The organism is Nonomuraea sp. NPDC054003 (assembly GCF_055585125.1).
Genome location: NZ_JBVJKR010000013.1, coordinates 244,662 through 264,207, shown reverse-complemented (window position 1 = coordinate 264,207; position 19,546 = coordinate 244,662). Strand labels below are relative to the sequence as shown.

General features: G+C 70.2%; 20 protein-coding genes. 5 read left to right on the top strand and 15 right to left on the bottom strand.

Annotation, left to right across the window (positions count from 1 at the left end):
* Positions 1 to 85 precede the first annotated feature (85 nt).
* The 6 genes from ACZ6YG_RS32010 to ACZ6YG_RS31985 form a co-directional block, all read right to left on the bottom strand.
* A complete protein-coding gene (locus ACZ6YG_RS32010; protein WP_397199600.1) occupies positions 86 to 1,231 on the bottom strand; it encodes an acetyl-CoA C-acetyltransferase in 1,146 nt (381 codons plus the stop codon).
* A gap of 69 nt (positions 1,232 to 1,300) precedes the next feature.
* The gene (locus ACZ6YG_RS32005) at positions 1,301 to 1,966 is read right to left on the bottom strand and encodes a hypothetical protein (RefSeq protein ID WP_148036741.1); all 666 of its coding nucleotides are present in this window, start codon (positions 1,964 to 1,966) and stop codon (positions 1,301 to 1,303) included.
* Positions 1,967 to 1,991: 25 nt separating this feature from the next.
* Positions 1,992 to 2,753, bottom strand: a complete 762-nt coding sequence (locus tag ACZ6YG_RS32000) for a class F sortase (RefSeq protein WP_364233130.1) — start codon at positions 2,751 to 2,753, stop codon at positions 1,992 to 1,994.
* A gap of 6 nt (positions 2,754 to 2,759) precedes the next feature.
* Positions 2,760 to 4,079 (bottom strand): hypothetical protein, encoded by a 1,320-nt coding sequence (locus tag ACZ6YG_RS31995; RefSeq protein WP_466020049.1) that lies wholly within the window; start codon positions 4,077 to 4,079, stop codon positions 2,760 to 2,762.
* Between the two features lie 62 nt (positions 4,080 to 4,141).
* Positions 4,142 to 4,927, bottom strand: coding sequence for a class F sortase (locus ACZ6YG_RS31990; RefSeq protein WP_466020048.1), 786 nt, complete (start codon positions 4,925 to 4,927; stop codon positions 4,142 to 4,144).
* Positions 4,924 to 6,219 (bottom strand): hypothetical protein, encoded by a 1,296-nt coding sequence (locus tag ACZ6YG_RS31985; RefSeq protein WP_397199602.1) that lies wholly within the window; start codon positions 6,217 to 6,219, stop codon positions 4,924 to 4,926. The genes ACZ6YG_RS31990 and ACZ6YG_RS31985 overlap by 4 nt, the downstream gene beginning before the upstream one ends.
* A gap of 221 nt (positions 6,220 to 6,440) precedes the next feature.
* On the opposite strand from ACZ6YG_RS31985, the gene ACZ6YG_RS31980 reads away from it, so the two are divergent.
* Complete coding sequence (locus ACZ6YG_RS31980; protein WP_466020047.1) at positions 6,441 to 7,586, top strand: acyl-CoA dehydrogenase family protein; 1,146 nt, start codon at positions 6,441 to 6,443, stop codon at positions 7,584 to 7,586.
* A 39-nt stretch (positions 7,587 to 7,625) separates the two neighbouring features.
* Positions 7,626 to 7,787, top strand: a complete 162-nt coding sequence (locus ACZ6YG_RS31975; protein WP_187281611.1) for a hypothetical protein — start codon at positions 7,626 to 7,628, stop codon at positions 7,785 to 7,787.
* On the opposite strand, the gene ACZ6YG_RS31970 is transcribed toward ACZ6YG_RS31975, so the two are convergent.
* The 3 genes from ACZ6YG_RS31970 to ACZ6YG_RS31960 all read right to left on the bottom strand — a co-directional run bounded on the left by ACZ6YG_RS31970 (position 7,784) and on the right by ACZ6YG_RS31960 (position 11,606).
* On the bottom strand, positions 7,784 to 8,560 hold the full coding sequence (locus ACZ6YG_RS31970) for an alpha/beta fold hydrolase (protein WP_148036735.1): 777 nt from the start codon (positions 8,558 to 8,560) through the stop codon (positions 7,784 to 7,786). The two genes, ACZ6YG_RS31975 and ACZ6YG_RS31970, sit on opposite strands and share 4 nt — an antisense overlap.
* A gap of 16 nt (positions 8,561 to 8,576) precedes the next feature.
* Complete coding sequence (locus ACZ6YG_RS31965; RefSeq protein ID WP_148036734.1) at positions 8,577 to 10,805, bottom strand: ATP-binding SpoIIE family protein phosphatase; 2,229 nt, start codon at positions 10,803 to 10,805, stop codon at positions 8,577 to 8,579.
* A 96-nt stretch (positions 10,806 to 10,901) separates the two neighbouring features.
* Positions 10,902 to 11,606 carry a metal-dependent transcriptional regulator gene (locus ACZ6YG_RS31960; protein WP_148036733.1) on the bottom strand — a complete coding sequence of 235 codons (705 nt, stop codon included), beginning with the start codon at positions 11,604 to 11,606 and terminating at the stop codon, positions 10,902 to 10,904.
* A gap of 100 nt (positions 11,607 to 11,706) precedes the next feature.
* Here ACZ6YG_RS31960 and ACZ6YG_RS31955 point away from each other — a divergent pair, with 100 nt between their 5' ends.
* Positions 11,707 to 12,336: a UdgX family uracil-DNA binding protein gene (locus ACZ6YG_RS31955; RefSeq protein WP_466020046.1), complete on the top strand. Its 630-nt coding sequence runs from the start codon at positions 11,707 to 11,709 to the stop codon at positions 12,334 to 12,336.
* Positions 12,337 to 12,350: 14 nt separating this feature from the next.
* On the opposite strand, the gene ACZ6YG_RS31950 is transcribed toward ACZ6YG_RS31955, so the two are convergent.
* Both ACZ6YG_RS31950 and pdxH read right to left on the bottom strand, forming a co-directional pair.
* Positions 12,351 to 13,586 (bottom strand): MFS transporter, encoded by a 1,236-nt coding sequence (locus tag ACZ6YG_RS31950; protein WP_219546192.1) that lies wholly within the window; start codon positions 13,584 to 13,586, stop codon positions 12,351 to 12,353.
* Between the two features lie 11 nt (positions 13,587 to 13,597).
* Positions 13,598 to 14,251 (bottom strand): pyridoxamine 5'-phosphate oxidase, encoded by a 654-nt coding sequence (gene pdxH, locus ACZ6YG_RS31945; RefSeq protein WP_148036730.1) that lies wholly within the window; start codon positions 14,249 to 14,251, stop codon positions 13,598 to 13,600.
* Positions 14,252 to 14,426: 175 nt separating this feature from the next.
* On the opposite strand from pdxH, the gene ACZ6YG_RS31940 reads away from it, so the two are divergent.
* Positions 14,427 to 15,533 carry a citrate synthase 2 gene (locus tag ACZ6YG_RS31940; protein ID WP_148036729.1) on the top strand — a complete coding sequence of 369 codons (1,107 nt, stop codon included), beginning with the start codon at positions 14,427 to 14,429 and terminating at the stop codon, positions 15,531 to 15,533.
* A gap of 153 nt (positions 15,534 to 15,686) precedes the next feature.
* Positions 15,687 to 16,796: a phosphoserine transaminase gene (serC, locus tag ACZ6YG_RS31935; protein ID WP_148036728.1), complete on the top strand. Its 1,110-nt coding sequence runs from the start codon at positions 15,687 to 15,689 to the stop codon at positions 16,794 to 16,796.
* Between the two features lie 19 nt (positions 16,797 to 16,815).
* On the opposite strand, the gene ACZ6YG_RS31930 is transcribed toward serC, so the two are convergent.
* The 4 genes from ACZ6YG_RS31930 to ACZ6YG_RS31915 form a co-directional block, all read right to left on the bottom strand.
* The gene (locus ACZ6YG_RS31930) at positions 16,816 to 17,436 is read right to left on the bottom strand and encodes a rhomboid family intramembrane serine protease (protein ID WP_466020045.1); all 621 of its coding nucleotides are present in this window, start codon (positions 17,434 to 17,436) and stop codon (positions 16,816 to 16,818) included.
* Between the two features lie 102 nt (positions 17,437 to 17,538).
* Positions 17,539 to 18,303: a crotonase/enoyl-CoA hydratase family protein gene (locus ACZ6YG_RS31925; RefSeq protein WP_148036726.1), complete on the bottom strand. Its 765-nt coding sequence runs from the start codon at positions 18,301 to 18,303 to the stop codon at positions 17,539 to 17,541.
* Positions 18,304 to 18,313: 10 nt separating this feature from the next.
* Positions 18,314 to 19,087: an SDR family NAD(P)-dependent oxidoreductase gene (locus ACZ6YG_RS31920; protein ID WP_466020044.1), complete on the bottom strand. Its 774-nt coding sequence runs from the start codon at positions 19,085 to 19,087 to the stop codon at positions 18,314 to 18,316.
* A 48-nt stretch (positions 19,088 to 19,135) separates the two neighbouring features.
* Positions 19,136 to 19,474 carry an STAS domain-containing protein gene (locus tag ACZ6YG_RS31915; protein ID WP_148036724.1) on the bottom strand — a complete coding sequence of 113 codons (339 nt, stop codon included), beginning with the start codon at positions 19,472 to 19,474 and terminating at the stop codon, positions 19,136 to 19,138.
* Positions 19,475 to 19,546 lie beyond the last annotated feature (72 nt).

Below are 19,546 nucleotides of genomic sequence, written 5' to 3'. Positions count from 1 at the left end.
CCTTCGCGGGGAGCGGGGCGCCGTTCGCGTCAGGGCCGGGGGCGGGGTCGCCCGCCAAGGTCCCCGCCGCCTGCCCCGACGGGCCTCAGAGGCGCTCGATGATGGTGACGTTGGCCTGGCCGCCGCCCTCGCACATCGTCTGCAGGCCGTACCTGCCACCGGTGCGCTCCAGCTCGTTCAGCAGCTTCGTCATGAGGATCGAGCCCGTGGCGCCCAGCGGGTGGCCCAGGGCGATGGCGCCGCCGTTGGGGTTGACCTTGGCCGGGTCGGCGCCGAGCTCCTTGATCCAGGCGAGCGGCACCGGCGCGAACGCCTCGTTGATCTCCACCACGTCGATGTCGTCGATCGACAGCCCGGCCTTGCTCAGTGCCTTCTGCGTGGCGGGGATCGGCGCGGTCAGCATGTAGACCGGGTCGTCGCCCACGACCGTGAGCTGGGTGATGCGGGCGCGCGGGGTCAGGTTGTGGTCCCTGACGGCCTGCTCGGAGGCGATCAGCACGGCGCCGGAGCCGTCGGAGATCTGCGAGGAGGTGGCGGCGGTGATCTGGCCGCCCTCCTTCAGCGTCTTCAGCGACCCCATCTTCTCCAGCGTGGTGTCGGCGCGCGGGCCCTCGTCGTCCTCGACGCCGTTGACCGGCGCGATCTGCTCCTTGAAGTAGCCGTTGGCGATGGCCTTGGCCGCCCGCTGGTGCGACTCCAGGGCGAAGCGCTCCAGCTCCGCGCGCTCCAGACCCCACTTCTCGCACATCAGCTCCGCGCCGCGGAACTGGGAGATCTCCTGCTTGCCGTAGCGCTCGACCCAGGTCTCGCCGAACGGGAACGGCATGCCCTTCTCCAGCGCGGCGGAGACCGGCGAGCCCATCGGCACGATGCTCATCGACTCCACGCCGGCCGCCACGACCAGGTCCTGGGTGCCGGACATGACGCCCTGCGCGGCGAAGTGGATCGACTGCTGGGAGGAGCCGCACTGGCGGTCGATGGTGACGCCGGGAGTGGTCTCCGGCAGGCCGGCCGACAGCCAGGCGTTACGGGCGATGTCCAGGGACTGGGGGCCGAACTGCATGACGCACCCCATGATCACGTCCTCCACCGCCGCGGGGTCTACACCGGTGCGGTCGATCAGTGCCTTGAGCGTGTGCGCGGCAAGATCGGTGGGGTGGACGGTGGACAGGCCGCCCTTCTTCTTTCCGACCGGGGTCCGGACGGCCCCGACGATGTACGCCTCTGCCACTGTTCCTCCTGTAAACCGAGCAATATTCGGTTCTCTCCCCGAGAGTACAGCAGAACGTTGCTCGGGTGCCTATGACGAAGGCGGCAGAAGATCCTCCGCCCGGTCGACGCGGAACCGCCACCGGTCCACGACCAGCCCGTTCAGCGCGTCCGACAGCGACAGCGCCAGCGTGGCCAGCTTCGCCTGGTCGTCGCCGCGCAGTTCGAGGGCGGTCAGCTCGGCCGCGAACGGCAGCAGCTCCTGAGCCGCGGGCGGCTGCCCCTTCTCCGGCACGACCAGGACCCGGACGCCGCCGGCGGTGAAGACGAACTCCTCCTCCTGCTCGACCTCGCCCTCCAGCAGCTCCATCAGCTCCTCGGCGGCGGGCCTGACCGGCAGGATGACCGCGGGCCCGCCCGGCAGGCTCTCGTCGGCGGGATCGGTGACCTCGCCCCGGCATACGGCGAGCCCGCCCAGCCGGAACGCCAGCCCTTCCGCCAGGAAGCGGTCGAAGTAGTCGACGGGCAGCGGGCCCTCCGCGGTCACCCGGCACGCCCACACCTGCTCCAGCTCGCCGCCGACCAGGCCGGGATCGGCCTCCACCGGCGCGTGCACCCGGACGTCGACGGCGACGACGTCGTCCCCGTCCTCCCGCGCGCCCGGGTCTGCCAGCCGCACCAGCCGCAGCAGCTCCGACCGGTCCGGCCTGGCGGGCAGAGCCGCCGTGGGGCCAGTACGCAGTCTCCGCTTCGCCATCCAGCCCATTGCGCGCCCTCCGCGATCAGCTTCGATAGGAGCTCGTCATCGTCGCGTACACGATGACGTTGTCGGTGTAGTGGCCGGTGTTGCGGTTGTAGACGCCACCGCAGGTGATCAGGTGGAGCTGGGCGTTCTGCTGCGGGCCGTAGACCCGCTGCGTCGGGAACGTCTTCTTGTCCGCCTGCTCGACGCCGCCGACCGTGAACACGGCCGTGACGCCGTCCTGCCGCTTGACCTCGATCTGGTCGCCGTTGCGGATCTCGGGCAGGCGGGCGAACACGGCGCTGCGCGTCCGGGTGTCCTTGTGGCCCAGCACCACCGCCGGGCCGGCCTCGCCCGGGGTGGACATGTTCCGGTACCAGCCGACCAGGTTGGGGTTGTCCGACGGCGGCACCTGGATCGTGCCGTCCTTGGCCAGGCCCACCGACTTGATCGGCGCGTCGATGCCGAGCCGCTTGATCTTCAGCTTCACCGGGCTCGACGGCAGCATCGCCGGGGCCGGCTGGATCTGCGGCAGCGGCGGCGGCACATCCGGGGCGGCCTGGAACATCGCCTGCTCCGGCTGCCCCGCCTTCCCCTCGGGCTGCGCGGTCAGGGCCAGCGAGTCACGATCGCTCGCCAGCCCGTACTCCTCGGGCGCGCCCAGCACGATCAGCATCCCCGCGACCACGGTCACCACCCCCGCGATCGCCGCGACCAGCAGCGTCGTGCGCAGCACCTTCCCGCCGTCGTCCGGCTGCGGGGGCGGCGGTACGGGTGAGCCGTACGGATACTGGTTGACCACGGCCGATCACCCCCTGGCGGCGCGGCGGCGCATCAGCAGCCCGCCACCCCCGGCGGCCAGGATCAGCATGGATCCGGCGAGGACGAACATCCGCCCGTCGGGCCCGGCGTCACCACCGGCCCCGGTGGCGACCCCGTCCTTCGGCGTCTTGGACGAGCGCGCCGTCGGGCTGGTGGTCCGCGTGGTGGGGGTCTCGGTGACGATCACCGTGGTCGTCTTGGTGGGGGTCGCGGTCGGGGTCGTGGTCGGGTCGTCGGTGGGATCGTCGGTCGGCGTGCCGGCGGCGACCTGGAACGTGAAGGTGGGCAGACCGGTCGTGGGAGCCGTGCACTTGAGGGCCGCCGCGGTCGCGCTCGTACCGAAGGCCAGGTCGCCTGGGGTGATGGTGACGGTGCCGGTGGTCGTGGGCCTCACCTTGATCGTCACGTTGGGCAGGGTCGTCAGGCTCTGCCCCGCCGTCCCGGTGATGGCCGCCTCGCCCGTCGCCGTGGCGGGCGCCCCGGCGCCGCTGGCCTTGACCGTGGCGAAGTACTTGCTGCCGGTCGGGAACCCGGTCGTCGGCACCTTCAGCTCGTCACCGGTCGTCTGGACGGCTGCCGCCCAGGTGATGGAGGCGTCCTGGTTGGCCTTGGCGCCCGTCGGCATGGTCGGCGTGATCTTGATGTCGACGGTGGCGGGCGTCTCGGTGCCGGCCGTGCACGTGTAGCTGACGATCTCCTCGGTGTTGCCGCCGCCACCCGTGCCGATCGGGACTTCGAGGACATCGGTGGAGGTGGTGGTGCAGGTCGTCACCGTCGTCGGTGCCGAAGCGAGGGCCAGCGTGAGGTTCCCGGGATCGATGGTGACCTTGCCGGTCGCGCCCGCCGTCACCGTGACGGGGTACGTCACGTTGCCCGCGAGAACCGCTGTCTGCCCTTGCGCGATCGAAGCCCCCTCCTTCGCGCCCGGCGTCACCGTACCGCCCGTCACAGTCGACGTGAGATTGGCAGACACTTTGGTAGCGCTGGGCGCAGGGGTGGTCAGTGTGAGAGCCGGAACGCCAACCGTCAGGTTGAAGGACGATGCTGCAGCCGCGGAATCAGGGGCGCTCAGCTTGACGGTGATCGGTGTGCTGCTGAAAGGGCCACCACTGCAGGTGTAAGTGAAATTCTTCTCGACCACCAGGGCCGCCGCGCTCGCGGGGGCGGCGCTGACGACCAGCGAGCCGGCAAGAAGGACGAATGTGCCCACCAGCCCTAAGGCCGAGGAGGTCTTCTGGACGAGGCGGCGCCTCGCCTGGGACGTCAGCACTGTCCTTCTCCAATACAGCGTGGTCTCATCGGTCACAGTTGGGGAAGAGCATACGGACTCATCCTGTCAGGCTTCTGTAAACAACCAAAACCAGACCGTCAGCCCTTCTTCTTCGACAACGTCGCGTACACCACGATGTTGTCCGTGTAGCTGTGCGCCTTCTGGTTGAAGACTCCGCCACACGTGATGAGCCGGAGCTGGGCGTCGTTGGTGTTGCCGTACACCCGGTTCGTCGGGAACGTCTTCTTGCTGACCTGCTCGATCCCGCTCACGGTGTAGCGGGCGACCTTGCCGTCCGAGCGGTACACGTAGATGTGGTCGCCCTTGGCCAGCTCGCTGAGGCGCTTGAAGACGGCCGCGCCCTTCTTGGTGCTGACATGGCCGTTGATGATCGAGGGCCCCAGCTCGCCCGGGAGCGGGCTCTTGTTGTACCAGCCCGTCACGTTGGGCTTGCTGAGCGGCGGGGTGCCGAGGGCGCCGGTCTTGGTCAGCTTGACCGGGTTGATCCGGGAGCTGACCTTGATCTTGGGGATGCGGATCCGGGTCGGCCGGGTCTTGGCCTTGGCCTTCTTCGACTTGACCGGCGGGATCGCCGCCACGGTCGGCACGGCGGCCAGGGGCGGCGGCGCCTCCAGGCGGGCCGGGGTGAGCGGCACGTTGTCGCCGCCGGGGCCGACGGTGGGCGCGAGCTGGAAGGCGCCCGCGTTCTGGAACTGCACCGGCGTGGGCTCGCCCTGCGCCAGCGGGACCGAGCCCGAGCCGTCGTCCACCGGCGGGATGAACGACAGCAGGCCGACCATGATGACGCCCACGCCGCCGAGCGAACCGGCGATCAGCAGCGCGGGCATCGCCCGGCTCGTCGGGGACTTCTGCGGCTGGGTCATCGGTCCATCCCTCCGGCATGCTCGGCCCGGCGGCGCCGCATCAGCAGGCCACCGGTGACGCTGCCCATCAAGAGCAGGCTGCCGCTCAGCAGCAGTGCTTGCGAGCCGGCCTCCCGTTCCGGAGCCTCACCCGTGTCCACACCGCCGGTGGGAGTCGCGACGACCTGCGCCTTGTAGTTCGTGACGGTGGGGTTGGCGGACGGAGTCGGCGTGGTGGTGCTTCCCGGCACCACCACGCTCACGTGACGCCCGCCGTCGTTCGGCAGGTCATGGTGGCCGGGCGGCGTGGTGCTGGGGGTCGTGGTGGGGGTTACGGTCGGCGTCCCGGTGTCCGTGGGATCGGGGTCGTTCGTGTCCGTCGGGTCAGGGTCATGCGTGTCCGTCGGATCGGGGCTGGCTCCGCCGACGTTGATCTCGACCGTGCCCGGGTTGTTGGTGATCGTGCAGGTCGACCGGTGCAGCGTCGGCGGGTTGATCAGATCCGCGGTGAGCAGCTTGAACGCGTCGAGGTGCACGTCCTTGCCGTCGTCGAGGGCCCGCACCGCCAGCCTGTGGAACCCGTAGGGGAGGTCGTCGCGCCGCCACAGAGTGGAGTTGCCCTCGATGACGTTGGTGGGCTCACCGCTCTCGGTCTTCGAGGTGTCCACGATCGCCGACTGGTCGTCGTCGATGATCACCCGGATCCTGCCGACGTCCGGCATCCGGCGGCCGATGACCTCGAACCCGGTGCCGTGGAACTTGATGACGGCCTCGTCGGTGCGGTTCGCGGTCGTGTGCAGGTCACGCCCGTAGTCGCCGTACTGCATCGGCAGGGAGCCCTGGTGGTACCAGCCGCCCTTGTACGTGATCCGGCTGACCTCGTCGTCGTTGACGATCTCCTCGCCCTCAGGCGGGACGAAGTCCACGGTGAGCCCCTGGGGCGTCAGCTGGATGACGCCTTCCTCGGTCATATGCGCCTCGGAGGACATGCCCTCGGGCACTTCCAGCCGCATGTTGGGCTGCAGGTCGCCCTGCTCCTCGACCCCGCGCGGCTGCAGGACGCCGTTCCAGGCGCCTTCGAGCTTGACGTTGCCGACGAGCGAGACCTTGGCCCCGGCCGGGAAGTAGTCGGGCGACATGAACCGGCGGGTGCCGGTGTACTCGACCGTCCAGCCGAGCGACAGCATGCTGCCCGTCTGCATGGTCGTCGGGATCTGCACACGAGCCCTGAGCGTCACCGGAGCACTGCCCGCGACCCCATTGGTGCAGCTGTAGTCGACGACCAGATTGAAGGTCTGCGCCTCCGCGGGCATCGTCAGCAGCCCGGCCGAAGCCGTTAAGCCGACTGATGCGGCTATCCATGCCCTACGCCACCGACTCACGGCGTTCTCCGATCACGCACACACGAAACCGAAGCTAGATCTTAGGGGCGGCAAGCCAGACAACAGGTGCATCTCATTGCACTTGTGATGAACCCGTGTCCAGGTCTCCAGAATCGTATTCTGGTGTCCGGAGAACCCACCTAGGAGGCGTCATGGAGCGAGACCTCTTCGACGAGGAACACCTGCTCTTCCGGGAGACCGTGCGCGAGTTCATGACCCGCGAGGTCGCCCCCCACCACGACCAGTGGGAGAAGGACGGCATCGTGCCACGGGACGTCTGGAAGAAGGCCGGAGAGGTCGGCATGTTCGGGTTCTCGGTGCCGGAGGAGTACGGCGGCGCCGGCATCAAGGACTTCCGCTACAACGCGGTCATCGTCGAGGAGCTCATCGGGAAGGGCGCCTCCGGCCTGGGCTTCTCGCTGCACAACGACGTCATGGCCCCGTACCTGGTGGATCTGACCGATGACGGGCAGAAGCAGCGCTGGCTGCCCGGGTTCGTCAGCGGGGAGCTGATCACCGCGATCGCGATGACCGAGCCGGGCGCGGGCAGCGACCTGCAGGGCATCAGGACGACCGCGGTCCGCGAGGGCGATCACTACGTGGTGGACGGGCAGAAGACGTTCATCACCAACGGCATCAACGCCGACCTCGTGGTGGTGGTCGCCAAGACCGACCCGTCGGCCGGGGCCAGGGGCGTGACGCTGCTGGTGGTGGAGCGGGGCATGGAGGGCTTCGGCCGGGGCCGCAACCTCGACAAGATCGGCATGAAGGCGCAGGACACCGCCGAGCTGTTCTTCGAGAACGTGCGGGTGCCGGTCGCCAACCGCCTGGGCCCCGAGGACGGCCAGGGCTTCTTCCAGCTGATGAACAACCTGCCGCAGGAGCGGATGTCGATCGCGGTGGCGGCCGTGGCGGCGGCGGAGACGGTGCTGGCCGAGACGATCGAGTACTGCAAGAACCGCCAGGCGTTCGGCCGCAACCTCGGCTCGTTCCAGAACACCCGGTTCGTCCTGGCCGAGCTGGCCACCGAGACGGAGATCGCGCGCCACTACGTGGACAAGTGCGTCCTGGCGCTCAACGCCGGCACGCTCACCGCGGTCGACGCGGCCAAGGCCAAGTGGTGGACGACCGAGCTGCAGACCAAGGTCATCGACCGGTGTCTCCAGCTGCACGGCGGCTACGGCTACATGATGGAGTATCCGGTGGCCAAGGCCTGGCTGGACAGCCGGGTGCAGACCATCTACGGCGGCACCACCGAGATCATGAAGGAGATCATCGGCCGGTCCTTCGGCTTCTGACCCGCGCGGAACCCGGGCCGGCGGCGCATACTGGACTGCATGGACAGCGGCCTGATCCTCCTGGTCTTCCTGGCCCTGTTGTTCGCCTGGGGCCTCAACCGGGTGCGCCGGGCGATCCGGCTCGGACCCGTCGGCTACGCCGGGGTGGTGATCGTCTTCATCATCGTCATGCTGCTGCTGTGGGGGCAGACGATGCGCTAACCGCCGCTGCCCTCCAGCAGCACCCGCGTCACCAGCGCCGGGTCGTCGGTCATCGGCAGGTGGCCGCAGCCCTTGAGCAGCTTGACCCGCTGACCCGACCACTTGGCGGCGCGCACGGCCTGGCGGCGCGGCAGCAGCCGGTCGTGCTCGCCCCAGGCGATGGTGATCGGCGACTTGGGCGGCGCGGGCGGCATCACGTTCGTGAACGACTCCAGCGTCTGGTCGAACCCGCTCGCCGAGGCGAGCGCCTGGGTGGCGGCGAGCAGCGCGGTCGGCGTCATCCGCGACGGGTGCGCGACCATCAGGCCGACCGACAGCGCCCGGCCGACGGGGTTCTCCGCCAGTTCGGCGGCCTGCTCGGGCGGCAGCGAGCGCGCCGTCTTCCGGGTCGCCCTGAGCACCGCCTGGCAGTAGAGCAGCTCCGAGCGGGACCAGAACCCGGCGGGCGAGAGCGCCGTCGCCGTGCGCACGGTGCCGCGCGAGGCCAGCTCCAGCGCCAGGTAGCCGCCGAGCGAGTTGCCCGCGACGTGCGGCTCGCGGACGCCCAGCAGCGCGCAGAACGACTCGACCGCGTCGGCCAGCGACTCCGGGGTGTACGGGACGCCGTCAGGCAGTCCGGGCGAGCGCCCGAACCCGGGCAGGTCGACGGCGATCACGTCGCGCGAGGCGGCCAGCCGGTCCATCACCGGCAGCCATCCCTGCCAGTGGTGACCGATGCCGTGGACGAGGATCAGCGGCTCGCCCGTGCCGCGGCGTTCGAAGGCCAGCTCCATGCAGGCAGTGAACCACTCACCGGCCCCTGGTGGGAATCTCGAACCAGACCGCTTTGCCTTCCCTGGTAGGACGCGAGCCCCAGCGCTTGGCCAACTGGTCGACGAGGTAGAGGCCGCGGCCGCCCTCGTCGTTCTCGCCCGCGCTGCGGATGCGCGGCAGCCGCAGGTCCTGGTCGAAGACCTCGACCCAGACGGACTCGTCGCCGCGGCGCAGCCGGAGCGTGAACTCCTTGTCGCCGACCACATCGTCGTCGAAGCTGTCGAAGCCGGGCACGTCCCACGACTCCTCGAAGGGCAGCGGCGGCCCGTCGACGACCAGCTCCCTGCGCGGCACGGTGGCGGTCGAGGCGTGCAGCACGACGTTGGTGACGACCTCCGAGACCAGCAGGCAGGCCAGCTCGGCCCGCTCCTCGGGGACGTTCCAGTCGGCGAAGGCGTCGGAGGCCATCCGCCGCGCCTCCCCCACCATGATCGGCTGAGCCGGGAACGTGCGCTCCTCGACGTCGAGGTCCTCGTCGCTGGAGCGGATGACCAGGATGGCCATGTCGTCGTCGATCTCACCGGGCACGGCGACCGTGGCGGCCTCGGCGATGCGCTCGACCTCGGCCTTGGTCATCGTGGCGAGCTTCTCGCAGAGCAGGCCGAGCGTCTCCTCCTCGTCCTGCGCCGGACCGGTGCGGGTGGGGCGGCGGTCGACCAGGCCGTCGGTGTAGAGCAGCAGCGCGGCGCCGGGCGGGAGCGTGCGGGTCTCTTCCTTGTAGACCAGGTCGGCGTGCAGGCCCTTGGCGCGCACCCCCAGCGGCTGGCCGACCTCCTCTATGTCGAGCTCGACGCACTCGCCGTCGCTCAGCAGCAGCGGCGGCGCGTGGCCGGCGTTGGCGAACGACAGCTGGCGCGACCAGGCGTCGTAGACGAGGTACTGGCAGGTGACGATGGGCGGGATGCTGATGTCGGCGCCGGAGTCGTCCTTCTCCGGGGTGGCGATGATGCGGGTCCACTCGTCGAGCCTGGCCAGGATGTCGGCGGGCGACTTGTCGTCCTGGGCGAAGGCCCGCAGCGCGGCGCGAAGCTGGCCCATGATGGCCGCGGCCTTGGCGCCCCGGCCCTCGACGTCGCCGATCACGATGCCGACCCGGCCTGCAGAGAGCGGGATCACGTCGTACCAGTCGCCACCGACCTGGGTCTGGATGCCCTGACCGTGGGAGGCGAGCGGCGCGGCGGGGTAGTAGCGGACCGCGATCTGGAGCCCGTCGAGCTGCGGCAGCGCCCGCGGCAGCAGGTGCTTCTGGAACGACTCGGCGGTGTGGCGCTCCTCCTCGAACAGCAGCGCGTTGTCGATCGCGACCGCCACGCGGGTCGCGATGGCGCCGACGAAGTCGCGGTCGAAGGCGTCGTAGTGAGGGCTGCGGCGGTCGGTGAGGTTGGACAGCCCGAGGTACATCAGGCCCAGCGTCTCGCCGCGCACGGTCAGCGGCGCGACGATCGCGGAGGTCATGCCGATCTCGCCGCACAGCCGCGCGCTGCCCTCGCTCGGGGACGGGAAGCTGTTGCCGGAGAAGTCGTCGACCAGGATGGTCTCCTGGCGGCGCAGCGCGGCGTCGGCGTAGTGGCCGGCGGGGTAGCGGATCTCCGCGCCGACGGGCTTCCAGGTGCCGGCCGGCGGCTCCCAGCCCTGCACGTGCTGGGAGATCCGGCGCACCAGCCGGTCGCCCTCCATCAGCTCGATGAAGCAGTGGTCGGCGAACTGTGGGACGAGCATCTCGGCCACCCGCTTGAGCGTCTCCTCGACGTACAGCGAGCCGGCCAGCCGCTCGCCGATGCGTTCCAGCAGGCCGAAGCGGTCCTTCTCGCGCTCGTTGCTGCGGAGCGCCTCGCGGGCGGTGATGACGACGCCGGTCACCGAGCCCGACGGGTGGCGCAGCGGCACGGCCTGGGCGCGGACGTAGAGGATGGCGCCGTCGCCGCGGCGCACGTCGAACGTGCCCTCCCAGACGTTGCCCTTGAGCACGTGTTTGGCCAGCTCGATCGCCTGCGGGTGGTCCTTCTCCATGATGCCGAACGACAGCACGGAGGAGTCGCGCGCCGACTTGCCGGGCCGGCCGAACAGCTTCTCGGCGAAGGGGTTCCAGTAGAGGAGATTGCTGAACCGGTCCGTCACCACCACGGCCATGTCGGCATGGTCGAGAACGGACTCGGCGGCAAGGCGATCAGCCGCGTCGTGAGACAGATCCCCCCAGCGTGTCATCCGGAGACCACTCCTCGGGGAAGCGTGCGGGAAAAGACCACGGGCGCTCCTGCAACAGTGTTGGCCGGGGGGGAGTGGAGGATCTCCCGGATGGGATCAGCGTCTGGACACGAAGACGTGCACCGCCACATCACGCGGGATCTCCGCGAGAGAGTCGTTCGCGTCACCGTCACCTGTCACCCGCACACCGTCGTCGCTCGCCGCGAGCGTCACCTCGCGTCCGGGTTGTATCCCAACTTGCTTGAGTTTAAGCATGAGAGCGGGATCGCTTTGCACTTGTTCGCTAATTCGGCGCACGGTCACGGACACACCCTGAGAACCGGCGAGTTCGGTCATGGGGGTCAGCTGGGACTCGGTCGCGTCGGCGGCCTCCTCGGCGCCCAGCTCGGCCAGGCCGGGAATGGGGTTGCCGTGGGGGCAGAAGGTGGGGTTGCCCAGCAGCTTGACGAGGCGCTGCTCCACCGACTCGGACATCACGTGCTCCCAGCGGCAGGCCTCGATGTGCACCTCCTCCCAGGGCATGCCGATCACGTCGATCAGCAGGCACTCGGCGAGGCGGTGCTTGCGCATCACCCGCGTGGCGAGGGCGCGGCCCAGGTCGGTCATCGCCAGGTGACGGTCGCCCTCGACGCGGACGAGACCGTCGCGCTCCATGCGGCCGACGGTCTGGCTCACGGTCGGGCCGCTCTGCTGCAGGCGCTCGGCGATGCGGGCGCGGAGGGGGATGATGCCCTCCTCCTCGAGCTCGTAAATCGTCCGGAGATACATCTCCGTGGTGTCGATCAGGCCGTGTGCGGTCAAGGCTCCTCCCTCATGCCATGCTAGCCGGTCGTCTCGGGACTGAGCCCTTCCGCTTCGGGCACAGGATCAGGCTCGAAGCCTATGGGGAGAACGACCGGCGATGACAACCAACGTCAACAATTCCGCAGCCCGCTTCCTTCCCGAGAGTCACGATCTGGGATCGTTGCGTAGCGCGGCGGCCGGCTGTGAAGGATGCGATCTGTTCAGGAACGCCACCCAGACGGTGTTCGGCGAGGGGCCGGGACGCGCCCGCTACATGCTCGTCGGCGAGCAACCGGGCGACCAGGAGGACCGGCAGGGCCACCCGTTCGTCGGCCCCGCCGGGCGCATCCTGGACCGCGGCCTGGAGGAGGCGGGGATCGACCGCGACGAGGTGTACGTCACGAACGCGGTCAAACACTTCTCCTTCACCGAACGCGGCAAGCGGCGGATCCACCAGAAGCCGACGGCGGCCGAGATCGAGGCCTGCCGGCCGTGGCTGGACGCCGAGCTGGCCGCGGTGCGCCCAGGGGTGGTCGTGGTGATGGGCGCCACGGCCGCGCGGTCGCTGCTCGGGAGGACGTTCCGGGTGACCAGGCAGCGCGGCGAGCCGGTGCCGATGGGCGACGCGCTCGCGGTCGCCACCATCCATCCGTCGGCGGTGCTGCGCGCCCCCGACCGTGACGCGGCGTACGCGGGCTTCCTCGCTGACCTGCGCGTCGCCGCCGGAACGGGCGGGCACACCCGCTGACCCCGGACGTACGGTCAGCGTGACCGGTAGTTCCTGAAGCTCGCCACCGACAGCCCGACGACCAGCACCGCGGCGGCGCACGCGAGCCCGCCGCCGACCCACGCGGTCGTCAGCCCGAACGCGGTCGCGGTGGCCCCGGCGCGCACGTCGCCCAGCCGCGGCCCGCCCGCGACCACCACCATGAAGACGCCCTGCAGCCGCCCGCGCATCTCGTCAGGCGCGTAGAGCTGCAGGATCGACTGCCGCCACACCGACGACACCACGTCGGCCGCTCCCCCGACGGCCATGAACACCAGGACGAGCCAGAGCTGGTCGGCCAGCCCCGCCGCCGCCACCGCCAGCCCCCACAGCGCGATGACGAAGGTGAGCGCCAGCCCCTGGCGCTTGACGCGGGTGACCCAGCCGGAGAACAGCCCGCCGAGCACCGCGCCGATGGCCATCGAGGAGTTGAGCCAGGCCAGCGCGATGAGCGAGCCGCCGAAGCGCTGGTCGGCCAGCTCCGGGAAGAGCGCTCTGGGCAGCGCGAACACCATGGCGATGATGTCCACGGCGAACGACATCAGCAGGATCGGGCTGGTGACGATGAAGCTCAGCCCCTCCGCCACCGACCGCCAGCCCGGCCTGGACACCTCGCCGAGCGGGGCCAGCGACGGCAGCCGGAAGGCCGCGTACAGGCCGGCCGTGAACAGCACCGCGTCCACCGCGTACGCGGCCGCGAACCCGCCCTGCGTCAGCAGCACGCCACCGACCATGGGCCCGCCGACGGCCCCGAGGCTGTAGACGAGCGAGTTGAGCGCGTTGGCCGACGGCACCAGCTCCGGAGGCAGCAGCCTGGGGATGATCGCGCCCCTGGTGGACGAGCTGACCGCGAACCCGGCCGCGCTCAAGGCCACCGTGGCGAGCAGCGCGTACACGCTCGGCACGCCGACGATCGACTGCACCAGCAGGAGTACGGTGCCCGCCCAGGCGACCAGCGACCCGGCGACGAGCAGCTTGCGCCGGTCGACCGCGTCGGCCACGGCCCCGCCCCACAGCCCGAACACCACCAGCGGGAGCAGGTTCGCCAGGCCGAGCATGCCGACCCAGAACGAGGAGTCCGTCAGCTCGTAGACCTGCTGGCTGACCGCGACCACCGTGACCGCGAGCCCGACGTGCGAGACCGCCTGTCCCATCCAGAGCCGCCGGTAGGCGGGCACCTTCAGTGGCCGGGTGTCTACCAGATGACGTTTGACGAACTCCCCGAGTGACACAAGCGGTCAGATTAGGGCGCAAGCCTGTCAAGCACCCACCCGGCCGGGCTCCGGCGGTACCGGAGCCGGTCGTGCATCCGGTCCAGCCGCCCCTGCCAGAACTCCACCTCGCGCGGCGTCACCAGGAAACCGCCCCAGAAGTCGGGCACCGGCGGATCCTCCGGCCAGCGGCTCGCGAGCTCCTCGTAACGGGCGTCCAGGTCCTCCCGCGAGCGCACCACGGCGGACTGGCGCGAGGCCCACGCCCCGATGCGCGACCCGTACGGCCGGGAGGCGAAGTAGGCAGCCGACTCCTCCTGCGGCAACCGCGTCACCGTGCCCTCCACGCGCACCTGGCGGCGGATCGGATGCCACGGGAACAGCAGCGAGGCCCACGGGTTCTCGGCCAGGTCGCGGCCCTTGCGGGACTCGTAGTTGGTGTAGAAGACGAACCCGCGCTGGTCGTACTCCTTGAGCAGGACGGTCCTGGCGCTCGGCCGGGCGCCGGCGGAGGCGGTGGCGAGCACCATGGCGTTCGGCTCCGGCAGGCCGGCGTCGAGGGCCTCCTGGAACCACGTGGTGAACTGGGCTATGGGATCGGCGGCGACAGCGGTTTCGAGCAGCGGTTCGCCCACGTACGAGCGGCGAAGCCCCGCCAGTGAGGGCGGTCGCGAGGTGGCATCCACGAGAAGGTATTCTTGCGCGCTTGGTGGAGAAGCCCATACTAGGCCCCCTACCTGCGGTTTCGGTCTATCGGCGGGTCCGGCGACCGGCCACGAGAGGGGAGAGGGTTAAATTGACCCGCCGGTATCTCGACATCAAGCAATTGCCGGAACATGGCAGGAAAGGGAGGCGGCCGACGTGTCCGACTTCAAACCCGGCCTCGAGGGCGTCGTAGCTTTCGAGACGGAGATCGCGGAACCGGACAAAGAAGGGGGCGCCCTTCGATACCGGGGCGTCGACATCGAAGAGCTGGTCGGCCGTGTCCCCTTCGGGCACGTTTGGGGCCTGCTGGTCGACAACAAGTTCCAACCGGGCCTCCCCCCGGCGGAGCCTTACCCCATTCCTGTTCACTCCGGCGACATCCGCGTAGACGTGCAGAGCGCGCTGGCCATGCTGGCCCCCGCCTACGGCTTCAAGCCGCTGCTCGACATCTCCGACGAGGAGGCGCGTGACCAGCTCGCCCGCGCCTCGGTGATGGCGCTGTCCTTCGTGGCCCAGTCGGCGCGCGGCCTCGGCCTGCCGATGGTGCCGGAGCAGCGCGTCGACGAGGCCAAGACCATCGTCGAGCGTTTCATGATCCGCTGGCGCGGTGAGCCCGACCCCAAGCACGTCAAGGCCATCGACGCCTATTGGACCTCCGCGGCCGAGCACGGCATGAACGCTTCCACGTTCACCGCCCGCGTCATCGCCTCCACCGGCGCCGACGTGGCGGCGGCGCTGTCCGGAGCGGTCGGCGCCATGTCCGGCCCGCTCCACGGCGGCGCTCCCGCCCGGGTGCTCCACATGATCGAAGGTGTGGAGCAGATGGGCGACGCCAAGAAGTACGTGCAGAGCGAGCTCGACAAGGGCCAGCGGCTGATGGGCTTCGGCCACCGCGTCTACCGCGCGGAGGACCCGCGCGCCAGGGTGCTGCGCCGCACGGCCAAGGAGCTGGACGCGCCGCGGTACGAGGTCGCGGCGGCCCTGGAGAAGGCGGCCCTGGAGGAGCTGCACGCCCGCAAGCCCGACCGGGTGCTCGCCACCAACGTCGAGTACTGGGCCGCTGTGGTGCTCGACTTCGCCGAGGTTCCCTCGCACATGTTCACCTCGATGTTCACCTGCGCCCGCACGGCCGGCTGGGCCGCGCACGTCCTGGAGCAGAAGCGCACCGGCAGGCTGGTCCGCCCGAGCGCCAACTACACCGGCCCGACGTCCCGCCCGCTGTCCGACGTCCCCGGCGCCTCCGAGGTCGCCGGCACGATCTGACCTGATGACGACAACGGCCCGCCGGCCCCCGGCGGGCCGTTCTCGTACGGCCGTACGACCCGGGTGACCGGGCACTTTCACGCGCGCCGCGCCCGACGTCTCACAATCCGGACCCTGGACGAGCCAGTCCTCGCACGTCAGTAACCTGGTGAGGTGGCTGACATCGTGATTCCCGCTGACATCAAGCCCGCCGACGGCCGCTTCGGCTGCGGGCCCTCGAAGGTTCGTACCGAGCAGCTGGCCGCGCTCGCCTCGTCCGGCGCGAGCGTCATGGGCACCTCCCACCGCCAGAAGCCGGTCAAGAGCCTGGTCGGCCGCGTCCGCTCCGGCCTGGCCGACCTGTTCTCGCTGCCCGAGGGCTACCAGGTCGTGCTCGGCAACGGCGGCACCACCGCGTTCTGGGACATCGCCGCCTTCGGGCTCATCCGCGACCGGTCACAGCACCTGTCGTTCGGCGAGTTCTCCTCGAAGTTCGCGACGGTCGCCAAGAAGGCGCCGTGGCTCTCCGACCCCTCGGTGATCAAGTCCGAGGTCGGCACCCACCCCGAGGCGGTCGCCGAGGACGGCGTCGACGTCTACGCGCTCACCCACAACGAGACCTCGACCGGCGTCGCCATGCCGATCAGGCGGGTCGGCGGCGACGACGCGCTGGTGCTGGTCGACGCCACCTCCGGCGCGGGCGGCCTGCCCGTCGACGTGTCCGAGACCGACGTCTACTACTTCGCCCCGCAGAAGAGCTTCGCCTCCGACGGCGGCCTGTGGATCGCGCTGATGTCGCCGCGCGCCCTGGCCCGCGTCGAGGAGATCGCGGCGAGCGGCCGGTTCGTGCCGGAGTTCTTCAGCCTGCCGGTCGCGATCGACAACTCCGCCAAGGACCAGACCTACAACACCCCGGCGGTGGCCACGCTGTTCCTGCTGGCCGACCAGCTCGACTGGATGAACGGCAACGGCGGCCTGGCCTGGACCACGGCCCGCACCGCCGACTCGGCGCAGCGGCTCTACACCTGGGCCGAGAAGTCGTCCTTCGCCACCCCGTTCGCCGCCCCGGAGTTCCGCTCCCAGGTGGTCGGCACGATCGACTTCTCCGACGACGTCGACGCGGCGGCGGTGGCCAAGGTGCTGCGCGCCAACGGCATCGTCGACACCGAGCCCTACCGCAAGCTCGGCCGCAACCAGCTGCGCATCGCGATGTTCCCGGCCATCGACCCGGCCGACGTCGAGGCGCTGACGGCCTGCGTCGACCACGTGGTCGGACGCCTCTGACCCGCCCCGGGGCCGTCCGCTAGCGGATGGCCCCGGCCGGCCGGCGCAGGACCCACGCGGCCACCAGGCCGCCGATGAGCCCGAACAGGTGGCCCTGCCAGGAGATGTACGGGTCGCTCGGCAGCACGCCGGCCAGGATCGACCAGTACGCGATGACCACGCCGATGCCGATGACGATGTCGAGCGCCCGCCGGTCGAACAGGCCGCGCGCGACGACGTACCCGAAGTAGCCGAACACCAGCCCGCTGGCCCCCACCGTGACGGTGCCGGGGCCGCTGGCGAACCAGGTGCCGATGCCGCCGATGACGATGATCAGCAGGCTCGCCGCCAGAAACTTGCCGATGCCGCGCAGCCCTGCCAGGAACCCGAGCACGAGCAGCGGCAGCGAGTTGGCCATCAGGTGGCCGAAGCCGCCGTGCAGGAACGGCGCCGTGAAGATGCCGATCAGCCCTTGCGGGTCCCAGCCCCTGATGCCGTAGGCGAGGTCGGGAGTGCCCGGTGTCAGGTAGTCGAAGATCTCGACGGCCCACATGACGCCCACGATCGCGAGCATCGTCAGCAGCGAAGCCAGGGCGCCAGAGAGCAGCGAGGCCAGCCCGCTCTTGGCTGACTCGAAACGCGGCCGCGAGTAGTCGCTCATGCCTCTCCCAGATGACGTCGTCCTTTTACCGTACGCAGGAACTACCGCAAGCGCGCATAAAAGAACCCCCTCCCGGTGTCCGGGAGGGGGTGCGGAGTCGGGTTATTCGCCCTTCCACTGGGGCGCGCGCTTCTCGGCGAAGGCCGCGGCGCCCTCCATGGCGTCCTTGGAGCCGAACACCGGCTGGACGATCGCCCCCTGCTTGCGGAACATCTCCTCCAGCGACCAGTCCTGCGACTCGATGACCACCCGCTTGGTCGCGGCCAGCGCGAGCGGCGCGTTCGCGGCGATCCTGCGGGCCAGCTCGATCGCCCCCGCCAGCGCCTCGCCGGGCTCGGTGACCCGGTTGACCAGGCCCAGCTCGTACAGGCGCGCGGCCGGGTAGTGGTCGCCGGTGAGGGCGATCTCCATGGCCACGTGGTACGGGATGCGCCGCGGCAGCCGCATGATGCCGCCCGCGCCGGCCACCAGGCCCCGCTTGGGCTCCGGCAGGCCGAACTTGGACTCCGAGGAGGCCACGATGAGGTCGCAGGACAGGGCCAGCTCGAAGCCGCCCGCCAGCGCGTACCCCTCGACGGCGGCCACGATCGGCTTCTTGGGCGGCGCCTCGGTCATGCCCCCGAACCCGCGTCCTTCCACGACAGGGAAGTCGCCGGACAGGAACCCCTTGAGGTCCATGCCCGCGCAGAACGTGCCGCCGGCGCCGGTCAGCACGTAGGCGGAGACCTCCGGGCGGGCGTCGAGCGCGTCCAGCGCCTCGGCGACGCCCCTGGCCACCGCCCCGTTGACCGCGTTGCGGGCCTTCGGACGGTTGATGGTGATCACGGCGACGCCGTCGGACTCCTCGACGAGCACTTCGTCAGACACGGGACCTCATTTACTTGGGCTGGAATCGGATGCCGCCGTCGAAGCGGATGACCTCGGCGTTCATGTAGTCGTTCTGGATCAGCGAGTGAACCAGGTGGGCGAACTCGTCGGCACGGCCCATCCGCTTGGGGAACACCACCGGCGCCACCAGCTTGGCCTTGAACTCGTCGGCGTTGGCCGAGAAGCCGTAGATGGGGGTGTCGATGATGCCCGGGCAGATCGTGTTCACCCGGATGCCCACGGCGGCCAGGTCGCGGGCGGCCGGGACGGTCATGCCGACGATGCCGCCCTTGGAGGCGCTGTAGGCGAGCTGCCCGGTCTGGCCCTCCAGCGCGGCCACGGACGCGGTGTTGATCACCACGCCGCGCTGCCCGTCGTCGTCGACCGGCTCGGTCTTGGCGATGGCCGCCGCGCCGATGCGCATGAGGTTGAACGTGCCGATCAGGTTGACCTCGATGACCTTGCGGTAGGTGGCCGGGTTGTGCGGCTCGCCGTTGCGGTTGACGGTGCGCTCGGCCCAGCCGATGCCGGCGCTGTTGACCAGCACCCGGAGCGGCTTGCCGGTGGCGACGGCGGCGTCCACGGCGGCCTGCACCTGGGCGTCGTCCGACACGTCCGTCCTGGCGAAGACACCGCCGAGCTCGTCGGCGACGGCCTTGCCGCGCTCCTCGTTGAGGTCGGCGATGACCACGGTGGCGCCGGCGCGGGCCAGCTCGCGGGCCGTGGCCTCACCGAGGCCGCTGGCGCCGCCGGAAATGATTGCTGAGGATCCGTTCACGTCCATAGCACGGACCCTAACCCCCAACCGAATGAAGTTCTACTCGGGGTGGGGTCAAATTCCCCCCACGGCGCTGTCGACGTCGGAGTAGACCTTGATGCGCCGGTCGAGACCGGTGGTCCGCAGGATGCGCGCCACCGGGGCCTGGGGCGCCGCCAGCGACACCCCGCCGCCCTCGCCGGTGGCCAGCCGCCAGGCCTCGATCAGCACCGACAGGCCGCTGGAGTCCATGAACGAGAGTTGCTGGAGGTCGAGGACGAGCCGGGCGCCGTCTTGCTTGATGGCATCACGTACCTCGTCGCGGAGGACCGGCGCGGTGAACAGATCCAGCTCTCCCGCAACGGCCACCACCACGGCGTCACCGAGGGAATGTCGCGCAAGCCGCAGCTTCATTGGCCCCTCCTCGATGAGCCACTGTACTTCGACTTGCCCGGGTAGAGGGCACCCACAAACTACGATCAGCAG